At 71.6% G+C, this 17,263-nt stretch carries 19 protein-coding genes; 13 read left to right on the top strand and 6 right to left on the bottom strand.

The features are described from left to right. Positions 1-3: 3 nt before the first annotated feature. Positions 4-1,323, bottom strand: a complete 1,320-nt coding sequence (locus QSK18_RS31325; protein WP_285626606.1) for a sensor histidine kinase — start codon at positions 1,321-1,323, stop codon at positions 4-6. 187 nt (positions 1,324-1,510) lie between these two features. Between QSK18_RS31325 and QSK18_RS31320 the strand changes: the two genes are divergently transcribed. Together QSK18_RS31320 and QSK18_RS31315 are read left to right on the top strand one after the other, a co-directional pair. Next, the gene (locus QSK18_RS31320) at positions 1,511-2,134 is read left to right on the top strand and encodes a phospholipase A2 family protein (protein ID WP_232809049.1); all 624 of its coding nucleotides are present in this window, start codon (positions 1,511-1,513) and stop codon (positions 2,132-2,134) included. Between the two features lie 104 nt (positions 2,135-2,238). Further along, positions 2,239-3,405: an alpha/beta-hydrolase family protein gene (locus tag QSK18_RS31315; protein ID WP_232809050.1), complete on the top strand. Its 1,167-nt coding sequence runs from the start codon at positions 2,239-2,241 to the stop codon at positions 3,403-3,405. On the opposite strand, the gene rdgB is transcribed toward QSK18_RS31315, so the two are convergent. The 3 genes from rdgB to QSK18_RS31300 all read right to left on the bottom strand — a co-directional run bounded on the left by rdgB (position 3,402) and on the right by QSK18_RS31300 (position 5,640). After that, positions 3,402-4,010, bottom strand: a complete 609-nt coding sequence (gene rdgB / locus QSK18_RS31310) for an RdgB/HAM1 family non-canonical purine NTP pyrophosphatase (protein WP_285626602.1) — start codon at positions 4,008-4,010, stop codon at positions 3,402-3,404. The two genes, QSK18_RS31315 and rdgB, sit on opposite strands and share 4 nt — an antisense overlap. Then, entirely contained in the window at positions 4,007-4,756 is a 750-nt protein-coding gene (gene rph, locus QSK18_RS31305; RefSeq protein WP_232809052.1) for a ribonuclease PH, read from the bottom strand. The genes rdgB and rph overlap by 4 nt, the downstream gene beginning before the upstream one ends. 89 nt (positions 4,757-4,845) lie before the next feature. After that, the gene (locus QSK18_RS31300) at positions 4,846-5,640 is read right to left on the bottom strand and encodes an MBL fold metallo-hydrolase (RefSeq protein WP_285626598.1); all 795 of its coding nucleotides are present in this window, start codon (positions 5,638-5,640) and stop codon (positions 4,846-4,848) included. Between the two features lie 124 nt (positions 5,641-5,764). Here QSK18_RS31300 and clpS point away from each other — a divergent pair, with 124 nt between their 5' ends. The 7 genes from clpS (at position 5,765) to QSK18_RS31265 (ending at position 10,740) form a co-directional block, all read left to right on the top strand. Then, a complete protein-coding gene (gene clpS, locus QSK18_RS31295) occupies positions 5,765-6,055 on the top strand; it encodes an ATP-dependent Clp protease adapter ClpS (protein WP_232809054.1) in 291 nt (96 codons plus the stop codon). Further along, positions 6,055-6,639 carry a DUF2017 family protein gene (locus QSK18_RS31290; protein ID WP_232809055.1) on the top strand — a complete coding sequence of 195 codons (585 nt, stop codon included), beginning with the start codon at positions 6,055-6,057 and terminating at the stop codon, positions 6,637-6,639. The genes clpS and QSK18_RS31290 overlap by 1 nt, the downstream gene beginning before the upstream one ends. Before the next feature lie 83 nt (positions 6,640-6,722). Continuing rightward, the gene (locus QSK18_RS31285; protein WP_232809056.1) at positions 6,723-8,042 is read left to right on the top strand and encodes a nicotinate phosphoribosyltransferase; all 1,320 of its coding nucleotides are present in this window, start codon (positions 6,723-6,725) and stop codon (positions 8,040-8,042) included. Continuing rightward, positions 8,039-8,629 (top strand): isochorismatase family protein, encoded by a 591-nt coding sequence (locus tag QSK18_RS31280; protein ID WP_285626590.1) that lies wholly within the window; start codon positions 8,039-8,041, stop codon positions 8,627-8,629. The genes QSK18_RS31285 and QSK18_RS31280 overlap by 4 nt, the downstream gene beginning before the upstream one ends. A 31-nt stretch (positions 8,630-8,660) precedes the next feature. Next, on the top strand, positions 8,661-9,572 hold the full coding sequence (locus QSK18_RS31275) for a hypothetical protein (RefSeq protein WP_232809058.1): 912 nt from the start codon (positions 8,661-8,663) through the stop codon (positions 9,570-9,572). Positions 9,573-9,609: 37 nt separating this feature from the next. Further along, complete coding sequence (locus tag QSK18_RS31270; RefSeq protein ID WP_285626585.1) at positions 9,610-10,314, top strand: alpha/beta fold hydrolase; 705 nt, start codon at positions 9,610-9,612, stop codon at positions 10,312-10,314. A gap of 186 nt (positions 10,315-10,500) precedes the next feature. Continuing rightward, entirely contained in the window at positions 10,501-10,740 is a 240-nt protein-coding gene (locus QSK18_RS31265; RefSeq protein WP_232809060.1) for a three-helix bundle dimerization domain-containing protein, read from the top strand. Between the two features lie 3 nt (positions 10,741-10,743). Here QSK18_RS31265 and QSK18_RS31260 read toward each other — a convergent pair whose 3' ends face one another. Then, a complete protein-coding gene (locus tag QSK18_RS31260) occupies positions 10,744-11,325 on the bottom strand; it encodes a helix-turn-helix domain-containing protein (protein WP_232809061.1) in 582 nt (193 codons plus the stop codon). A gap of 48 nt (positions 11,326-11,373) precedes the next feature. Between QSK18_RS31260 and QSK18_RS31255 the strand changes: the two genes are divergently transcribed. From QSK18_RS31255 to QSK18_RS31245, 3 genes are all read left to right on the top strand, one after another. Beyond that, on the top strand, positions 11,374-12,228 hold the full coding sequence (locus QSK18_RS31255) for a class I SAM-dependent methyltransferase (protein WP_285626580.1): 855 nt from the start codon (positions 11,374-11,376) through the stop codon (positions 12,226-12,228). 77 nt (positions 12,229-12,305) lie between these two features. Continuing rightward, positions 12,306-12,629, top strand: a complete 324-nt coding sequence (locus QSK18_RS31250) for a hypothetical protein (protein ID WP_232809063.1) — start codon at positions 12,306-12,308, stop codon at positions 12,627-12,629. A gap of 96 nt (positions 12,630-12,725) precedes the next feature. Continuing rightward, positions 12,726-13,499: a GNAT family N-acetyltransferase gene (locus QSK18_RS31245; RefSeq protein ID WP_285626577.1), complete on the top strand. Its 774-nt coding sequence runs from the start codon at positions 12,726-12,728 to the stop codon at positions 13,497-13,499. Between the two features lie 794 nt (positions 13,500-14,293). Here the strand turns inward: QSK18_RS31245 and dinB are convergent. Beyond that, a complete protein-coding gene (gene dinB / locus QSK18_RS31240; RefSeq protein ID WP_285626574.1) occupies positions 14,294-15,586 on the bottom strand; it encodes a DNA polymerase IV in 1,293 nt (430 codons plus the stop codon). Positions 15,587-15,805: 219 nt separating this feature from the next. On the opposite strand from dinB, the gene QSK18_RS31235 reads away from it, so the two are divergent. Further along, positions 15,806-17,263 carry an aminotransferase class I/II-fold pyridoxal phosphate-dependent enzyme gene (locus QSK18_RS31235; protein WP_285626571.1) on the top strand — a complete coding sequence of 486 codons (1,458 nt, stop codon included), beginning with the start codon at positions 15,806-15,808 and terminating at the stop codon, positions 17,261-17,263.

Genomic DNA, 17,263 nt, shown 5'->3' with positions numbered 1-17,263 from the left:
ACCTCACCTGCCCGCACCGGGATCGCCCGGCAGGAACAGCTGCACCACGAACCCGTCGGCGGTCGGCCCCACCTGCAGCCGGCCGCCCGCGGCAGCAGCGCGCTCCCGCATACCGATGATGCCGTGCCCGCTCTCGGTCACCGCACCCACGTCGGTCCAGGCGATGCTGCCGTCGTCCGAGCGCGGCAGAGCCGGCGCCGTGCCCCCCGCCAGCCCGTTCGTCACCCCCACGGCCACTCCGGAGGTGTCGGCGTGGACCTCCAGCCGGACCGGCGTGCCCGGCGCGTGCCGCGAGGCGTTGGCCAGCGCCTCCTGGACGATCCGGTACCCGGCCAGTGACCGGCCCTCGCGCAGCACCCCGACGTCGCCGGTGACCTGGGCGTCGAGCTGCACCCCGGCCCGCCGGGTGGTCTCGACCAGCTCCGGCAGCAGGTGCAGGCCAGGCTGCGGGGCGTTCTCGGGCTGGGCGTTCTCCTGCCGCAGCACCGCCAGCAGGGCGCGGGTCTCGGTGAGGGCCGAGCGGGCGGTCTCGGAGATCGACTGCATCTCGTCGCGGGCGGCCTGGTCGAGGCCCGGCACCCGGTACTGCGCGGTCTCGGCCTGCACCACCACCAGGGACATGTGGTGGGCGACGATGTCGTGCAGGTCGCGGGCCAGCCGGGTGCGTTCCTCCAGGACCACCCGCCGGGCCCGCTCGCTCTCGCTCACCTCGGTCTGCGCCCGCAGCGCCCACCCGGCCCGGAGCAGGCGCCCGCTGAGCACCCCGACCAGGGCGATCGAGGCCAGGCCGGCGGCCCAGCCGTTCCCGGCCGCCGGATCGTCCACGCCCCACCAGAAGAGCAGCGTGACCAGCAGCCAGGCCCCGGCCGCCTCGCGCAGCGAACCCCGCACGCAACTGGCGAAGAGCAGCGCGAACAGGATCAGCCCGTGCACCACCAGCCACGGCCAGGGGGCTGAGTTCAGCACCGGCAGCAGGGCCCCGAGCACGAACGCGGTCGCGGTGCTGAACACCAGGGCCGGCAGCGGGCGGCTGACCGCGAGCAGCAGCGGTGCGCACACCAGGATCGCGACGAAGAACATCGGCCCGCGGCCGGTGGCATCGATGTCGTAGGTGGTCTCGGCGCTGCCGAAGGCGATCCAGAAGAAGACGAAGGTGACCAGCACCAGCAACCGCAGCAACCAGCGCGGCACCTTCGGCCCGGCCGGTTGCAGCAGGTCCACCAGCGGGTCGGTGGCGGTGGTGAGAACCGTTCGGACGCGGCCGGGTTCCTTCTTCACACGCACGCGCTCCCGGCGCTTGCGACGGAACGGGTTCAGGGCCATGGGCCGACTTTAGGCGGGGGCGGGCGCCGGCCGCGTCACTCTGCAGAGTTACCTGCCCGCCCCCGGCTCACTCCTGGGTATCAGGGGCGATATCGCTCCTCAGCGCGATGATCCGCACCCCACCGGATTCCTACCTTCTCGGCCTACCCCGCTGCCGGAGACACCGGCCGCCGGGTCTGGAGGAGCGGTGACACAGCGGATTCTGGCCGTCCTGGCCGGCGCGATGGTGGTTTTCGCGCTCGGCGGCTGGGGGCAGACGGTCGAGGGGACCGGCTCGCCGGACGCCCAGACGGCCGCGGCGGTACGGGCCCTGGGCAGCTCGGAGCAGCAGTTGCCGGCCCAGTTCGCAGACGTCCGGGGGTACGAACCGGAAATCGTCCGCCTGCCCTCGGGTGACCTGGTCCCGGTAACGCCGCACGGCGGGTGCTCCTCACCGTTCGGCGGATCTCCCTACGGCTTCTCCGACGCCTGCCGTCAGCATGACCTGGGGTACGACCTGCTGCGGTACGCCGAGGCCGAGGGACACGCGCTCGGGCCCTGGGCCCGCAAGGCGATCGATGCCCAGTTCGCCCGTCAGACCTTCGGCACCTGCGACGACCCGGGCTGCTGGATGATGGCCTCGCTCTACGTCGGGGTGGTCGAGTTCAACTCCTGGAGACAGGGTTACGGAGCTCCGCACCCCGAGACCCTGGCCGCGCTGCTGGGCCCGGTGGTGGCCGGAGCCCTGACCGGCGCAGGCCTCTGGGTACTGCTGCGGCGGAACTGGGACGGCATCGAACTGCCCCGGCCGGTGCTGGTCGGTGCACGATGAAAAGCCGAACAATGGACGATCGGGGCCGCCGAAGCGGGAACGGCTGGGTTCGGATGCGGGGTTGGGTCGCGCGACGGGGTTGGCAGACGGCCGGGGCGGCCGGGATGCTGGCGCTCGTGCTGCCCTCCCGGCTGCTGCCCCACCCGCTGCCGGTAGACCTCGCGATCGGTGCCGTGGCTGCGCTGTTGGGGTACCTCCTGGCCGCGGGAGCGCGGTCGGCTGTGCGAGCCGTCCTCCCCCGTGCCCCGGCCCTGTCGAGGCTGGCCCTGCTTCTGACCATCACCCTGATGGTCACGGCCGGCCTGCGGACCCGGGCCCGGCTGATCGACCTACGTACGGAAATCGGGCTTCCGGGAAGCGCTTCGGACGCCACCTACCACGCTGTGGTGGCCGTACTGGGTGCTTCGCTGTCGGCGGCGCTGGTCGTGGGTCTGGTGAGCTTGCTGCGGCGCCTGTCCTGGCCGCATCTGGCCTTCCTGGCCGCGCTGCCGCTGGTGTTCGGCGTGCTGGTCTCGGCCCGTTCCGGCCCGCAGAGCCTGGGCCCCAAGGGAGCCGAGTTCCTGGCCGACGCGAGAGATGCCGCGACCATCAGCGCGATCACGCAGCGCCCGGCCAGCACGCCGCACCGGATCTACATCCCCCTCGATGCCGCGCCCAGTCACCGCGGCCGGGCTCGGGCCGCCGTCGAGGCCACCGCGGGCGACGGCGGATTCGACACGGCCGCAGTACTTCTCATCATCCCGACAGGATCCGGATGGGTGAACCCGCGGATCGCCCGCACCGTCGAGGAACTGTACGACGGAGACCTGACCACGGTGGCGGTGCAGTACGGCACCACGCCGAGCTGGCAGGCCTATCTGCGGGGCGGCGCCGGGGTGCAGGAGAGCGCCCAGGAGCTGATCCGGGACATGCGCACCCGGATCGACCAGCTGCCGGCCGGACGGCGGCCGAAGCTGCTGGTCTACGGCGAGAGCCTGGGCGCCTGGGGCCTGCTGCCCGCACTGGACCGGCCGGACTCCGGGGTGGATGCCGCTCTGCTGACCGGGGTTCCGGGAAACCCACAGATCAGCAGCACCGACACGGCTGTGCTGAACCACCCCGACGATCCGGTGCCGGGGTGGTCGCTGCACCTGCCCCCGGTCTCGTTCCTGCGGGCCTCGGCCGACGCGATCGCCTCGGAGGCCGTGCCGATCGGGCACGGCCACCGCTACGGCGCCGAGACGACCGCGGCCTGGTGCGGACTTCTGCAGCTGCCCTCGTGCAGGGGCTAGTTCAGGATCGAGCCGAGTTCGGCGGCCAGCAGCCGGAAGGCCTTGCCCCGGTGGCTGATCGCGTTCTTCTCGTCGGCGCTCAGCTCGGCGGCGGAGCGGGTCTCGCCCTCGGGCAGCAGGATCGGGTCGTAGCCGAAACCGTTGCTGCCCCGCGGTTCCCGCAGCAGGGTGCCGGGCATCGTGCCGTGCCAGACCTTTTCCGTACCGTCGGGCAGGGCCAGGGCGGCGGCGCAGGCGAAGTGGGCCTGGCGGTGCTCGTCCGGCACGTCGCCGAGCTGGGCCAGGAGCAGGTTCAGGTTGGCCTGGTCGTCGCCGTGCCGGCCGGACCAGCGGGCGCTGAACACCCCGGGCGAGCCGCCGAGCACCCGCACCGCCAGGCCGGAGTCGTCGGCGATCGCCGGCAACTGCGTGGCCCGGGCCACCGCGTGCGCCTTGAGCAGGGCGTTCTCGGCGAAGGTGACGCCGGTCTCGACCACGTCGGGCACCTCGGGGAAGGAGTCCATCCCGAGCAGTTCGGCCGCCACCCCGGCAGCGCCGAGGATCTGCCGCAGCTCGACCACCTTGCCGGCGTTGTGGGTGGCCAGAACCAGCTGCCGGGTGCTCACTTCAGCCCCAGGGCGCCGAGCTGCAGGGCGGTCAGTTCGGCGCAGCCGGCCGCGCCCAGGTCGAGCAGGGCGTTCAGCTCCTCACGGTCGAAGGGGGTGCCCTCGGCCGTGCCCTGCACCTCGACGAAGCGACCGTCGCCGGTGCAGACGATGTTCATGTCGGTGCCGGCGTTGACGTCCTCCTCGTAGCAGAGGTCGAGCACCGGCCGGCCCTTGACGATGCCGACGCTGACCGCGGCGACGGAGTCGCGCAGCGGGGTGGCGTTGAACGAGCGCAGCAGCTTCTTCGGGCGGGCGAACTCGATCGCGTCGGCCAGGGCCACGTAGGCGCCGGTGATCGCCGCGGTGCGGGTGCCGCCGTCGGCCTGCAGCACGTCGCAGTCCAGCACGATGGTGTTCTCACCGAGCTCGCGGGTGTCCACCACCGCGCGCAGGCTCCGGCCGATCAGCCGGGAGATCTCGTGGGTGCGCCCACCGATCTTGCCCTTGACCGACTCCCGGTCGCCGCGGGTGTTGGTGGCCCGGGGCAGCATCGCGTACTCCGCGGTGACCCAGCCCTGCCCGCTGCCCTTGCGCCAGCGCGGCACCCCCTCGGTGAACGACGCGGCGCACAGCACCCGGGTGCGGCCGAACTCCACCAGGACGCTGCCCTCGGCGTGGTCCAGCCAGTTCCGGGTGATCTTGATGTCGCGCAGCTGGGCACTGGTGCGGCCGTCGACGCGGACGTCGGTGGTGGTCGTTGACATGGTGAGGAGCCTACGGGCTACCCACCCGGCCATCCGCCCAAGGGGCGGCCGCCACGACCGGGGCCCACCGACGTCCTCAGTTCCGGACCTCAGCGGGCCTCGACGCGCTCCAGAACGTACGACGCACCCGAGCGGGCGGCCTCCACCGGGCCGAGGTAGGCCCGCCGGGCCTCGTCGACCACCGTGTCGGTGTCGGTCCAGACCGGGATGTGGGTGAGCACCAGGCGGCGGGCGTCGGCCTCGGTGGCCGCCTCCCCCGCGCGCTTGCCGGTCAGGTGCACGTCGCGACCCTCGTCCCGGCCCTCGACGAACGAGGCCTCGCAGAGGAACAGGTCGGCGTCCCGGGCCAGCGCGACCAGGTTGGAACAGGAGTCGGTGTCTCCGGAGTAGGCCACCACCACACCGTCGTGCTCGACCCGCAGGCCGAACGCCGGGACCGGGTGGTTGACCGTGCGCGAGGTGATGGTGAACGGGCCGACCTGCACGACGCCCCCGTCGGTGAACGGCCGCACGTCGTACACCGAGGGCAGTTCGGTGGCGGCGTCCGGCCCGTAGGCGGCCAGGACGCGCTCGGCGGTACCGACCGGGCCGTAGACCGGCAGCGGCGCCGGCGGGTCGGTGGGGTCGAGGTGTGGGTCGTACCGGCGGGCCACGTAGAGGCCGCACAGGTCGATGAAGTGGTCGGGGTGCAGGTGCGAGATGAGCACCGCGTCGAGGGCCGACGGGGAGGCGAACCGCTGCAACGCCCCGAGCGCGCCGCTACCCAGGTCGAGGACGATGCGCCAGGTGCGGCCGTCGCCGTCCTCGGCCTCGAGGAGATAGCTGGAGGCGGGTGATTCCGGCCCCGCGAACGAGCCCGAGCATCCCACGATGGTGAGCCTCACCGGGGGCCTCCCGTCATTCTCAGCGCTCCGTCGACACCGGTCATGGAAATCGAGCCTACGGCCGGGCAGCAGTCAATCCCATCCGAACGACGAGTGACGCCCGCCTCTTCGTTAGAGTTGGGGTGTGTCGATCGCCCCCGTGGAGCTCGAGCAACCGGACACGGTCGAGAATCCCACCATTGACGTCCCCTGGGTCACGATCGTCTGGAACGACCCCGTGAACACCATGTCCTACGTGACCTACGTCTTCCAGTCGTACTTCGGCTACCCCAAGTCCAAGGCGGAGAAGCTGATGCGCGACGTGCACGAGAAGGGCCGCGCGGTGGTCTCCAACGGCAGCCGCGAGGAGATGGAACGCGACACCGAGGCCATGCACGAGTTCGGCCTGTGGGCAACCTTCCGCAAGGACGACTGATGGCATTCGGCAAGGCTCCGTTCCGGTCCACCCGCGCCGGGGTGCAGGTCAACCTGGACGACCAGGAGCGCGAGATCCTCGTGCACCTGCTCGGCCAGCTCCACGACCTGCTCGACGACGGCCGCTCCGACGAGGAGGTGGATCCGTTGGAGGCCCTGGTGGGTATGCGTGCCCCGGCCGACGGCGGGCCCCCGGCCCCGCCCGACGACCCGGCGGTGGCCCGACTGCTGCCCGACGGCAATCGGGACGATCCGGAGGCCGCTTCGGAATACCGCCGGCTCACCGAGTACGGGTTGCGCTCACGTAAGCGTGAGGGCGCCCGCACCGCCGCAGCGGCGCTGAACCGCCCGGCGCCGGTGGTCCTCACCGCGCCCGAGGCGCTGTCGCTGCTCAAGGCGTTCACCGATGTCCGGCTGGTGCTCGGCGAGCGGCTGGAGCTGAAGACCGACGAGGACGCCGAGTCGCTGCACGAGCGCCTGTGGGCCGGCGAGGAACCGGAGTCGTGGCTGGCCACGGCCTCGATCTACGAAGTGCTGACCGCCTGGCAGGAGCATCTGGTGACGGCCGTCTCGAAGCAGCGCTGACCTCTTTCGTCGTCTTGACGATAACTCCCCCCGGAGTTACCGTCGTGTCATCGAAAGCGTCACCTTGACGAAATGAGCTTCTGATGAGCGATCCCGTCCGCGCGTTCCGTCCCGGCCTGCTCACCGACCAGTACGAGCTGACCATGATCCAGGCGGCCCTGGCCAGCGGTGCGGCCCAGCGCAAGTGCGTGTTCGAGGTGTTCGCCCGGCGGTTGCCGGAGGGCCGGCGGTACGGCGTGGTGGCCGGCACCGGAAGGCTGCTCGAGCAGTTGGGCGACTTCCGCTTCGGCGACGAGGAGCTGGCCGACCTGGAGCGCCGCGGGGTGGTCGACGCGCCGACCCTGCGCTGGCTGGCCGACTACCGCTTCCGCGGTGACATCACCGGCTACGCCGAGGGCGAGTGCTACCTGCCGGGCTCGCCGGTCCTCACCGTCGAGGGCACCTTCGCCGAGGCCGTGATCCTGGAGACGTTCGTGCTGTCGGTGCTCAACCACGACAGCGCGATCGCGGCGGCGGCCAGCCGGATGACCGCGGCCGCCGACCAGCGGCCGTGCCTGGAGATGGGCGCCCGGCGCACCCACGAGGAGGCCGGTGTGGCCGCCGCCCGGGCCGCCTACATCGCCGGTTTCGCGGGCAGCAGCCTGCTGGCGGCCGGGGCCCGCTACGGGGTGCCCACCATCGGCACCGCCGCGCACGCGTTCACCCTGCTGCACGACGGTGAGGTGGAGGCGTTCAGCGCGCAGGTGGCCTCGCTCGGCGCCGGCACCACGCTGCTGGTGGACACCTACGACGTGACCACCGGGGTCGACAACGCGATCAAGGCAGCGGGTACGGAACTCGGTGCGGTGCGGCTGGACTCGGGCGATCTGGTGGTGCAGGCGCACGCCGTGCGGGCCCAGCTCGACCGCCTCGGAGCCCGGAACACCAAGATCGTGGTGACCAGCGACCTGGACGAGTTCGCGATCGCCGCCCTGGCCGCCGCCCCGGTCGATTCCTACGGTGTGGGAACGCAATTGGTCACCGGCTCGGGCGCGCCCACCGCCGGGATGGTGTACAAGCTGGTGGCCCGCGAGGGGGCAGACGGCTCGATGGTTCCGGTGGCCAAGAAGAGCACCTCCAAAGCCAGCGTCGGGGGCCGCAAGTGGGCCCTGCGCCGGCGCGACGCCGAGGGGGTGGCCGACCAGGAGCTGCTCGGCCTGGGCGGACAGCCGCCGTCCGGCGACGAGTACCGCGCCCTGCAGCGCACTCTGGTGGCCGGTGGTGAGATCGTCGGCACGGCGAGCCTGGAAGACGCTCGCGCCCGGCACAAGGCCTCCCGCGCCGAACTGCCGGTGACCGCCCGGCAGCTGTCCCGCGGCGAGGCCGCGATCCCGACCGTGATGTATTCGGAGGAGACCCGATGAGCAAGGCCCTGATCGTGGTGGACGTGCAGAACGACTTCTGCGAGGGCGGGTCCCTGGCCGTGGCCGGGGGCACCGCGGTGGCCGAGGCGGTGACCGCCTACCTGCGCTCGGACGCGGCCGGCGGCTACTCGGCCGTGGTCGGTACCCGCGACTGGCACATCGACCCGGGCACGCACTTCAGCACCGCCCCCGACTACGTGGACACCTGGCCCCGGCACTGCGAGGTGGGCACGGCGGGCGCCGACTCGCACCCGGCGCTGGACGTCTCGCTGGTGCAGGCCTGGTTCCACAAGGGTGAGCACCAGGCCGCCTACTCCGGTTTCGAGGGCCACCTGGCCGAGGACGAGACCACCCTGGCCGACTGGCTGCGCGAGCGCGGCGTCACCGCGGTCGACGTGGTGGGCATCGCCACCGACCACTGCGTGCGGGCCACCGCGCTGGACGCGCTGCGGGCCGGGTTCGGCACCCGGGTGCTGCTGGGGATGACGGCCGGGGTGGCCGCCCCGACCACCCGGTCGGCGCTGGAGCAGCTCGAAGCGGCCGGGGCTGAACTCGTCGGAGCGCCGGCGTCCCCTAACTTGAGCTGACCCTCGTCCATTGTTCGAAAGGTTTGAAGGCATGCAGAGCAACGTCTCCGGACTCCCCGGCCTGCCGGGCAGCGACCACCCGGGCACCGGACCGGTGGTGGAGCCGTTGCTCGACGGCCTGCTCGCCGACGTGGTGCAGGACGACCCGGACGGCGCGCTCTCGGCGCACCGCGACCACCGCCGGGCCTGGTACGGCGACCTGGTCGGGCCGCTGTGGGTGCCGGTGTCGGCCACCGAGCAGGTGATCTACGCCCTGCACACCTCGGACGCCGGGCTGCCGGTGGTGCTGTCCACCGGACCGGCGCCCGACGGCGACGACGCGGCCCTGCTGGAGAGCCTGCGCCGGGCCCGGTTCCAGCTGCTGGACAACCACCGGGTGGAGCTGACCGCGGTCGAGCTGCCGTTCGCCGGTGCGGGAGCGGGCTCGGCCGCCGACCGCGCCCGGATCATGCTCGACTCGCTCGACTTCACGGTGCCGGCCTGGTTCAGCGTCCCGGCCGGACCGGGCTGGGAGCCGGCCTTCGACGTGCTGGCCGAGGACGGCGCCGAGAGCGTCGCGCTGCGCCTGCCCACGTTCGGGCCGGGGACCTCGCCGGAGCAGGCCGCCTCGGGGGCCGCGAGCGCGATGCGGGTGCTGATCGACCGGGACCTGCCGTACGCGCTCAGCTCCGGGGTGACCGGCCTGGTCACCGACGCGTCCGGGTTCGGTCTGCTGAACGCGATCGGGGCCACCCGGGCCGCGCTGAACGGGGCCGAGGCGGCCGAGATGGCGGTGATCCTGGCCGAGACGGACGTGGCCCCGCTGGCCGCGGCGGTACGCCGGATGAGCGAGGCCGACGCCGCCACCGCCCGGGCCTTCCTACCGGTGGTGGTGCCGCCGTCGATCCGGCAGATGATCACCGCGCTCGAGGCCGAGGGGCTGATCGAACCGGACGCCGCCTGACCGGGCGGCCGACGGCCAGGCTGGCTAGCTTGGGGGCATGAGCCAGGAGCTGGTGGTGCACCAACGCCCGGGTGAGGGGCCTACGGTTCTTGCCCTGCACGGGATGAGCAGCACCGCCGAGGTCTGGGCCGACCTGGAGCGGCGCCTGGCCGGGCAGCACCTGGTGGCCCCGAACCTGCCCGGCCGCGGCCCGTCGCGGGGCGTTCCCGCGCGCCCAGGTATGCAGGGCCTGGCCGACGTGGTGCTGGAGCTGGCCGCCCGCTCGCTGTGGGCCCCGGCCGGCGAGCTGGTGGTGGTGGGGCACTCGATGGGCGCCTTCCTGGCCCCGATCGTGGTGCGCCGCCTGGCCGACGACGGTTTCCGGGTGCGCGGGGTGCTGCTGCTCGACGGTGGCCCCAAGCCCGACGACTCGTTCCTGATGAACCCGCTGATCGTGCGGGCGCTGTTCACCGTGGCCGCTCTGAAGGCCCGTTCGGTGATGTCGATGCGGGCGCCCCACGACGCGGTCGACTGCCTGACCCGGCCCACCCGCCTGGGACTGCTGGCCGGGCTGGAGATGCCGGTGCACCTGATCGCCGCCGCGAACGGGGCCGGGCCGGACAAACCGGAGTTCCTTTCCGACGCGGCCATCGAACGCGGGCGGTCAGTGCTGCCGCGGATGACCTGGGAGCGCATCGACGCCACCCACGAGAGCATGCTCGAGCATCCGACGGTGGCCGAGGCCGTGCGCCGACTGAGCTGACCGCTTCAGAAACGCTTCGTGACGGCCCGATCTCCGGCCGGGGCAGGCGTGTTCGCAGGGTGACCGTGTGAAATACCTCGAACCTGCGGGGAACCCTTGGCGTGTCTGCGGGTAGCCGTGTTAGAACTGGGTTAATGCTCGGCAACGAGGCCGTGTCGCCGCGCCATCGAGAAAGTGATCGAGCTCATGCCAGAGCCGGAGGTCCAGGCCATTGTGGCCGAGTTGTCGGTGAAGTATCCACTTTTCGCCGCGGCCACCATCCAGCGATGGGTCGACCGGGAGACGGCGCGTTACGTCAACGCCTCGATCCGGACCTTCGTCCCGATCCTGGTTCGCCGGGCGGTCGAGCGCACCCTGCGTGACCTCGACACCATCGAGGTCGTCGAGCTGAACAAGCCGAACCCCTACCTGCAGCCGGCCCGCTGAGCGTCACTCCCCCTCCCCCACCTCCAGGTGGGTGCGCCGGCCGTCGTGATCCAGGATGGTGAGGATCTCGGCCGGGCCGTCCACCGCCCCGAAGGTGTGCGGCACCATCGTCGAGAACGCCGCCGCCTGACCGGTCTCGACGATCACCACCCGCTCCGCCAGCAGCAGTTCGACGGTGCCGGAGAGCACGGTCATCCAGTCCCGCCCCGGATGCACCTTCTGGGCATCGGGCCGACGCGAGGCCGGTTGGGTGAGCCGGATCCGGGCCACCGTGAACCCGTTCGGCCCGTCCTGCCGGTTCAGCGTCCAGAGCGTGCGACCTCGCTCCTCGTCGTGCTGGGGCCGGATCACCACGTCCTCGTCACCGGCCGACTCGACCAGCTCGTCGAGCGACGCGCCGAGCGCCTGGGCGATCGCGGTGAGCTGGTCCAGGCCGATCCGGCGGTGCCCGGTCTCGATCCGGCTCAGCGTCGACGGGCTCAGGTAGCAACGAGCGGCCAGATCGTCGAGCGACCACCCCATGGCCAGCCGTAGCCCCCGGATGCGGGCGCGGACCAACCGGTCGACGGCGTCTTCTTGCTTCATACGCAAGATGGTATGCCGCAGCCGCAACCTGCTCCTAGGGTTGTCGCTATGGGAGAACATCAGCACGGCGCACATGCAGGTTCGGAACCCGGCTACTTCCTGGAGATGCTGGATCTGGACGGAGTGGTGCTGGCCGACACCTTCAGTTCGGTCACCAAGTGGATCGCCGGACATCTCGGCGATCACCGGGCATCCCGGATCCTCGATCTGGGTTCCGGCACCGGCACCGGAACCTTCGCCCTGCTGCGCCGTTTCACTGACGCTCAGGTGACGGCGCTCGACGCCTCGGCCGACATGCTGCACTACCTTCTCGAGCGGGCCCGGCGAGCCGGCCTGGACGGCCAGGTGGTCACGCATCAGGCCGATCTGGACTCTTCGCGCCTTCCGGCCGGACCGTTCGACCTGACCTGGGCCTCGGCATCGATGCACCACATGGCCGATCCGGCCCGGGTTCTCGCCGATCTGCGGGCCGCCCTGGCGCCCGGCGGACTGTTCGCCATGGTCGAGTTCGAGACGTTTCCCCGCTTCCTCCCCCACGACTTCGGGTTCGGCACACCGGGTCTGGAAGATCGCCTGAACGCCGTCGCCGACCGCAAGCGCGAGGAACACCACCCGACGGTCAATTCCGACTGGACAGCCCGTCTGACCGCCAACGGCTTCGAGGTGCGGGAAGAGCGGACCTTCCAGACCGATCTGCGGGCGCCGCTTTCCGAGGCCGCGCAGCGCTACGCCCGGGTGACTCTGTCCCGATTGCGTGAAGGCATGGGCGAGACGCTCTCGGACGAGGACCGGCACACGCTGGATGCCTTGCTGAGCGAGCACGGGCCGGAGCGCCTGGAGACACGCGCCGATCTCACGGTGCGCAGCTCCCGGCGGGCCTGGATCGCCGCCCCGGCCGGGTGAGGAGTTCGGCCGGGCGGTCAAGGAGGCGGGGCCGGACGCCGAGAAACGGGATCATCCGTTAGTCCGGAGGCTGCCGCATGTCCCTCTCCAACTCCCCCACGCCACTGGTCCCGATCACCGGTGTGGTCGGTGTCTTCCTGAACAAGCGCACCGGCGACCAGCTCCAGGTGCCGATCGTCGCCTTCTCGCCGGACTCCGGCATGACCTTCTACGTGGACCGCAACGGCAAGGTCGTGGACTACCGGCTGAGCCGCGAGGACGACGTGTGGAGCGTGGGGGTGTTCGCAGCCGCCGACACCCAGGGCATTCACGATGCGGTGGTGACGGAACTGGAGACGACGGGGCTCTCGCACCATCCGCTTCCGCACGCGCCCTCGGCGTCTTCGGCTGCGGGGAACTGAGCGCCGGGCCCGCGCTGCGCCGTCGGGGCCCGGGCTGCTTTCTTGGCCCGGAAATTGCGTTGCGCCGGGCGTTGCGGCGGGCGAAGGTGTGCGGCGATGAACATTGATGCGGTGCTGGCCGCCTTCGACGAGCAGTTGCGACGCACCGGTGAGGGCGAGGGGGCCGAGAACCCCGAGCCCGGACGGGCCCCGCGCGTCCTGAACACCGTGAAGCCGGAGTGGGCGGCCGTGACCTGGTCGCGGCTCGACGAGCAGGACGCCGACGAGGTGATCGCGGCCCAGATCGGCCGGATGGCCGGGCTGAACCTGGACTGGGAGTGGAAGTACTACTCCTACGACACCCCGGCCGACCTGCCCACCCGCCTCCGGGCGGCCGGGTTCGTCGACGAGGAGCCGGAGAGCCTGATGGTCGCCGCGCTCGACGAGCTGGACCTGTTCGACCCGCCGGAGGGTGTGCGGATCGACCCGGTGACCGACGCGGCCGGCGTGGACCGGATGGTGGCCGTGCACGACCTGGCCTTCGGCGACGGCAGCCACCGGGCCTGGGGCGACGCCCTGCTGCGCCAGCTGCAGACGGCTCCGGACGAGGTGGCGGCGTTCGTGGTGATGGCCGGCGACGAACCGGTCTCGGCCGGACGCATGAACTTTCACGAGGGAAGCGACTTCGCCAGCATCTGGGGCGGGGGCACGGTGCCGCAGTGGCGCCGCAAGGGGATCTTCCGCGCGCTGGTGAGCCATCGGGCCCGCTACGCGATCGACCGGGGCTTCCGGTACCTCCGGGTCGACGCTGCTCCGACAAGCCGACCGATCCTGGCCCGGATGGGCTTTCACGAGATCGCCACCACGGTGCCGTTCATCCACCACGCGTAGCTCCGCGCCCGGCCGCATCGAGAGGCCAGGCTCGAAGGGCCAGGCCAGGCGGGCCATTTCGCGGGCGACCTGCCCACGAACCCCGGGCACTCCACGCCTCATCGAATTCGCCCACCCTGGGATTGCGACCAGACCGCGAGGGGCCTGGCGGTCATGGCGGCCAATTGGCTTCGACGCCCGCTCGCGGCGACAGCTCCCACCAGCGATGCCCGACAGTTGGGGTGGCCCTGGAGGGGATGGAGGGAGTTTGTCGAGACAATGCTTGGACGTCCAAGGGTTCTCTCGACAAACTCCCTCTGTTCTTTGCGGGTGCTCAGCGTGATTCGGGCAGACACACGGTGAGGGTAGGGAGGCCGAAGGCTCCCGACTGAGGTGCTATTAGGCAGCGGGCTAGCGGCGGGTTGGCAGCGGCGGGCCGGCGGCAGGTCGGCGACGGCGGGCCGGCAGCAGGTCGGCAGCGGCGGGCCAGCTGCGGCAGGTCTGCGGCAGGTCTGCGGCAGGCCAGCGGCGGCAGGTCGGCGGCGGCGCGGCGGCGGCGCGGCGGCGGCGCGGCGGCGGGTCGGCGGCGGCGGACCTTGCCTTCCTTTCAGGCAGGAGCCCCAGACGCTGATGTGTTGCGGCGTGCCGCTAATGGTTCGCCGGACGCGCTGGATGCTTGGGTTCCAGCAACGCTGCGTACGGCGCTGCTGATGGTGGGGTCGGCGGGTGGCGTCGGGGAGCAGGAACTGGCTGCTCTGAGCGCAGCTGTGCGAGGCCGAGTCGTAGGGCTTGTGGATTGGGGCCGTCGGGCGCGTCTACACGTCTTTCTCGGCCAGTTCGCGGAACTCGTCGGGGACTCCGCGCCGTGACATGGCGGGCAGGTAGCCGACGGAGTTGCGGCCGTATTTGGCACGTACCGCGTCCATCGAGGTGTCTACGGCCAGCCGCGCCGCGCCCGTTTCGGTGCCTTCGCGGCGGGGGTCGTCGGGGGCGACCGCGAGCTCTTGCTGCACCACGTGCCGCACCACGAGGTTGGACACCGAGATGGCGAGCAGGCTGATCTGCACCTGAGGCAGGTCTTCGGGGCGGCGCGGTCGCTCCTCCTTCTCGCCCGCTGCCTGGTCGCGAAGGGCCTGCCAGGCCAGTTGCTCGGCGATCTCGGTGAGGGTGAGGGTGGCGGCCACCGGCTCGTTCAGGGTGAGCGAGCGGGTGACCGAGCGCAGGTCGGGGAAGCGCACCCGCACCGTGACCGTGCGCCCGGCGCGGTGTTTCGCCCGTAGCCGCACGGCCACTCGCTCGGCCAGGTGGTTGAGCACCGCCCGGACCATCTCGGGGGTGGCCTCTTTGCGGCCCATGGCCGACTGCGCGCCCACCGACCGGGCGCGGGTGGCCGAGGTGACGCGGCGGGCATCCTCGTTGTGGGCCAGGGCGCTCAGCTTCTGGCCGGCGGCCTGGCCGAGCAGCCGCTGCACCGAGCCGGGTGAGGCCTCGGCCAGCTGGCCGATGGTGCGGATGCCCTCGGACTTCAGCTTGGCCTGCGCGACCGGGCCGATGCCCCACATCAGGCCGACCGGCAGCGGGTCGAGGAACTCGCGCTCCCGCTCGGGAGCCACCACGACCAGCCCGTCCGGCTTGGCCACCTGCGAGGCCACCTTGGCCAGGTGCTTGGTGCGGGCGACGCCGACCGAGATGGGCAGGCCGATCTCGCGCCACACCCGGCGGCGCAACCGGTCGGCGATCACGTCGGGTGGGCCGAACAGGTGCACCGAACCCGAGACGTCGAGAAAGGCCTCGTCGATGGAGATGCGCTCGAGCTCGGGCGTGACGTCGTTCAGGATCGCCATCACCCCGTCGGCCAACTGCTGGTAACGGTCGAAGTGGCCGCGCACGAACGTGATGTGCGGGCAGAGCTCGCGGGCCCGGCGACCGGGCATCCCGCCGGAGACGCCGAAGCGTTTGGCCTCGTAGGAAGCGGCCAGCACGACACCACCGGCTGCGCTGCCACCCACCGCGATCGGGCGGCCGCGCAGCGAGGGGTCGAGCAGTTGCTCGACCGACGCGTAGAACGCGTCCAGATCAGCGTGCAGAATCGCTGCCCCCGCGTACATGCCCCGATTCTATTCGAACATTTGTTCGAACACCAGGAGTGGCGGGGCATGGGGCAAGAACGCAAGGCCGCATAGGCGTAGACCGCTGGGGCCCGGGGTGGTGCGGCGCGCAGCGCGTTCGGCAGACGGGCCGGTCGCGTGCTTGGAGGCGGGACAGGCGGGAGCGCGCAGGCCGACACAGCGCCGACACCCAACTCTCACAGGCCTCACAATCATGCTGTGACCAGCACTGTTGACCCCCGCGACCCGCTCGGCCTGGCCGCCGACGCACCTCTGTTCGCGGCCTGGCTGAAGATCACCGCCGAGGTCGAGCAGGGCGACACCCGTTTCTTCAGCATCCCCGGCCACAAGCAGCGCACCGAACTGACCGGGACGATCGTTGCGGGCGATGTGCCGCTCTACGCCGGCCTGGAGTCTCCCCAGTTGAGTAGCGGCCTGCTGGCCGAGGCCCAGGCCCGGGCGGCGACCTTGTGGGGAGTCGACTGGTGCCGGTTCTCGGTGGGCGGCTCCACTCACGCCAACCAGGCGGTCGCCCTGGCGCTGGGCGAACCGGGCGACACGGTGATCGTGTCGCGCACGCTGCACCGTTCGATGCTGACCGGGCTCATTCTGGCCGGGCTGCGTCCGGTGTGGGTCTATCCGGAACTCGACAGGAGGCAGGGGCTTCCGTTGCGGATCGCCCCAGAAGCAGTTACTGACGCGCTGATCGAGCACCCACAGGCCAAAGCCGTTCTTGTCGGCGACCCTTCATACGTCGGAACAACCGGGGACGTGGCGGGGCTGGCTGCCGCTGCACACTCCAGGAACGTGCCACTGGTGGTGGACGGAGCCTGGGCGGCGCACTTCGGTTTCCACCCGGCTTACCCCGAGCACGCCTTGGCCCTGGGGGCCGATGCGCTGGTGATCAGTGCGCACAAGACACTGCCGGCGATGGGCCAGGCCGCGCTGTTGCTCGCCCGCACCACCACCGGGCTGCTCGACCCCTCCCGACTGGAGCGCGGTTTCGAGGCCGGGCACACCACCAGTCCGTCCGGGGCGATCCTGGCCAGCATCGATGCGGCCCGGGCACTGCTGGAAACCCACGGTGAGCGGCTGCTGGGCGACCTACGCGACCTGCGCACCCACGTCCTCAAAAGACTCTCGGGCACAGCGGGTCTGGAGGTGCTCGACGGACCGGGCCTCGACCCGGCCAAGCTGGTGATCCGACTGCCCGGCACCGGCGCGCTCGGTGGCCGGGTGGACCAGCGTCTGCGCAGTCAGGGGTTTCTGCTGGAGATGTCCGACCGGGACACCCTGATCCCGATGCTGACCGTGGCCGACGATCTCGCCGGAGTAAATGCCCTGGTCGATGCCCTGATCACCGCGGTCGAGGCCGAACGCGGGCCCGCACGAGGGGATTCCGGAGCTCTGGCCTGGCGCACGGTTCCGGTGACCGGCCTGCCCCCGCGCGAGGCCTTCTTCGCCCGGCACGAAACGGTTTCCGCACAGCAGGCCATCGGCCGGATCAGCGCGGAGCTGATTGCGCCCTACCCGCCCGGGATACCGGTGCTGGCCCCGGGCGAGGTGATCACCCCGGAGATCGTGAGCGGGCTGCAGCAGGTCCGGGCCGACGGCGGGCGGATCGCCTACGCCGAGGACCCGGACCTGGCCACGTTCCAGGTGGTGGCCGGGCCGTGA

Origin of the sequence: Kineosporia sp. NBRC 101677 (assembly GCF_030269265.1) — a bacterium.
GTDB classification, from domain to species: Bacteria; Actinomycetota; Actinomycetes; order Actinomycetales; family Kineosporiaceae; genus Kineosporia; species Kineosporia rhizophila.
This window is presented reverse-complemented; position numbering and strand designations above follow the sequence as displayed.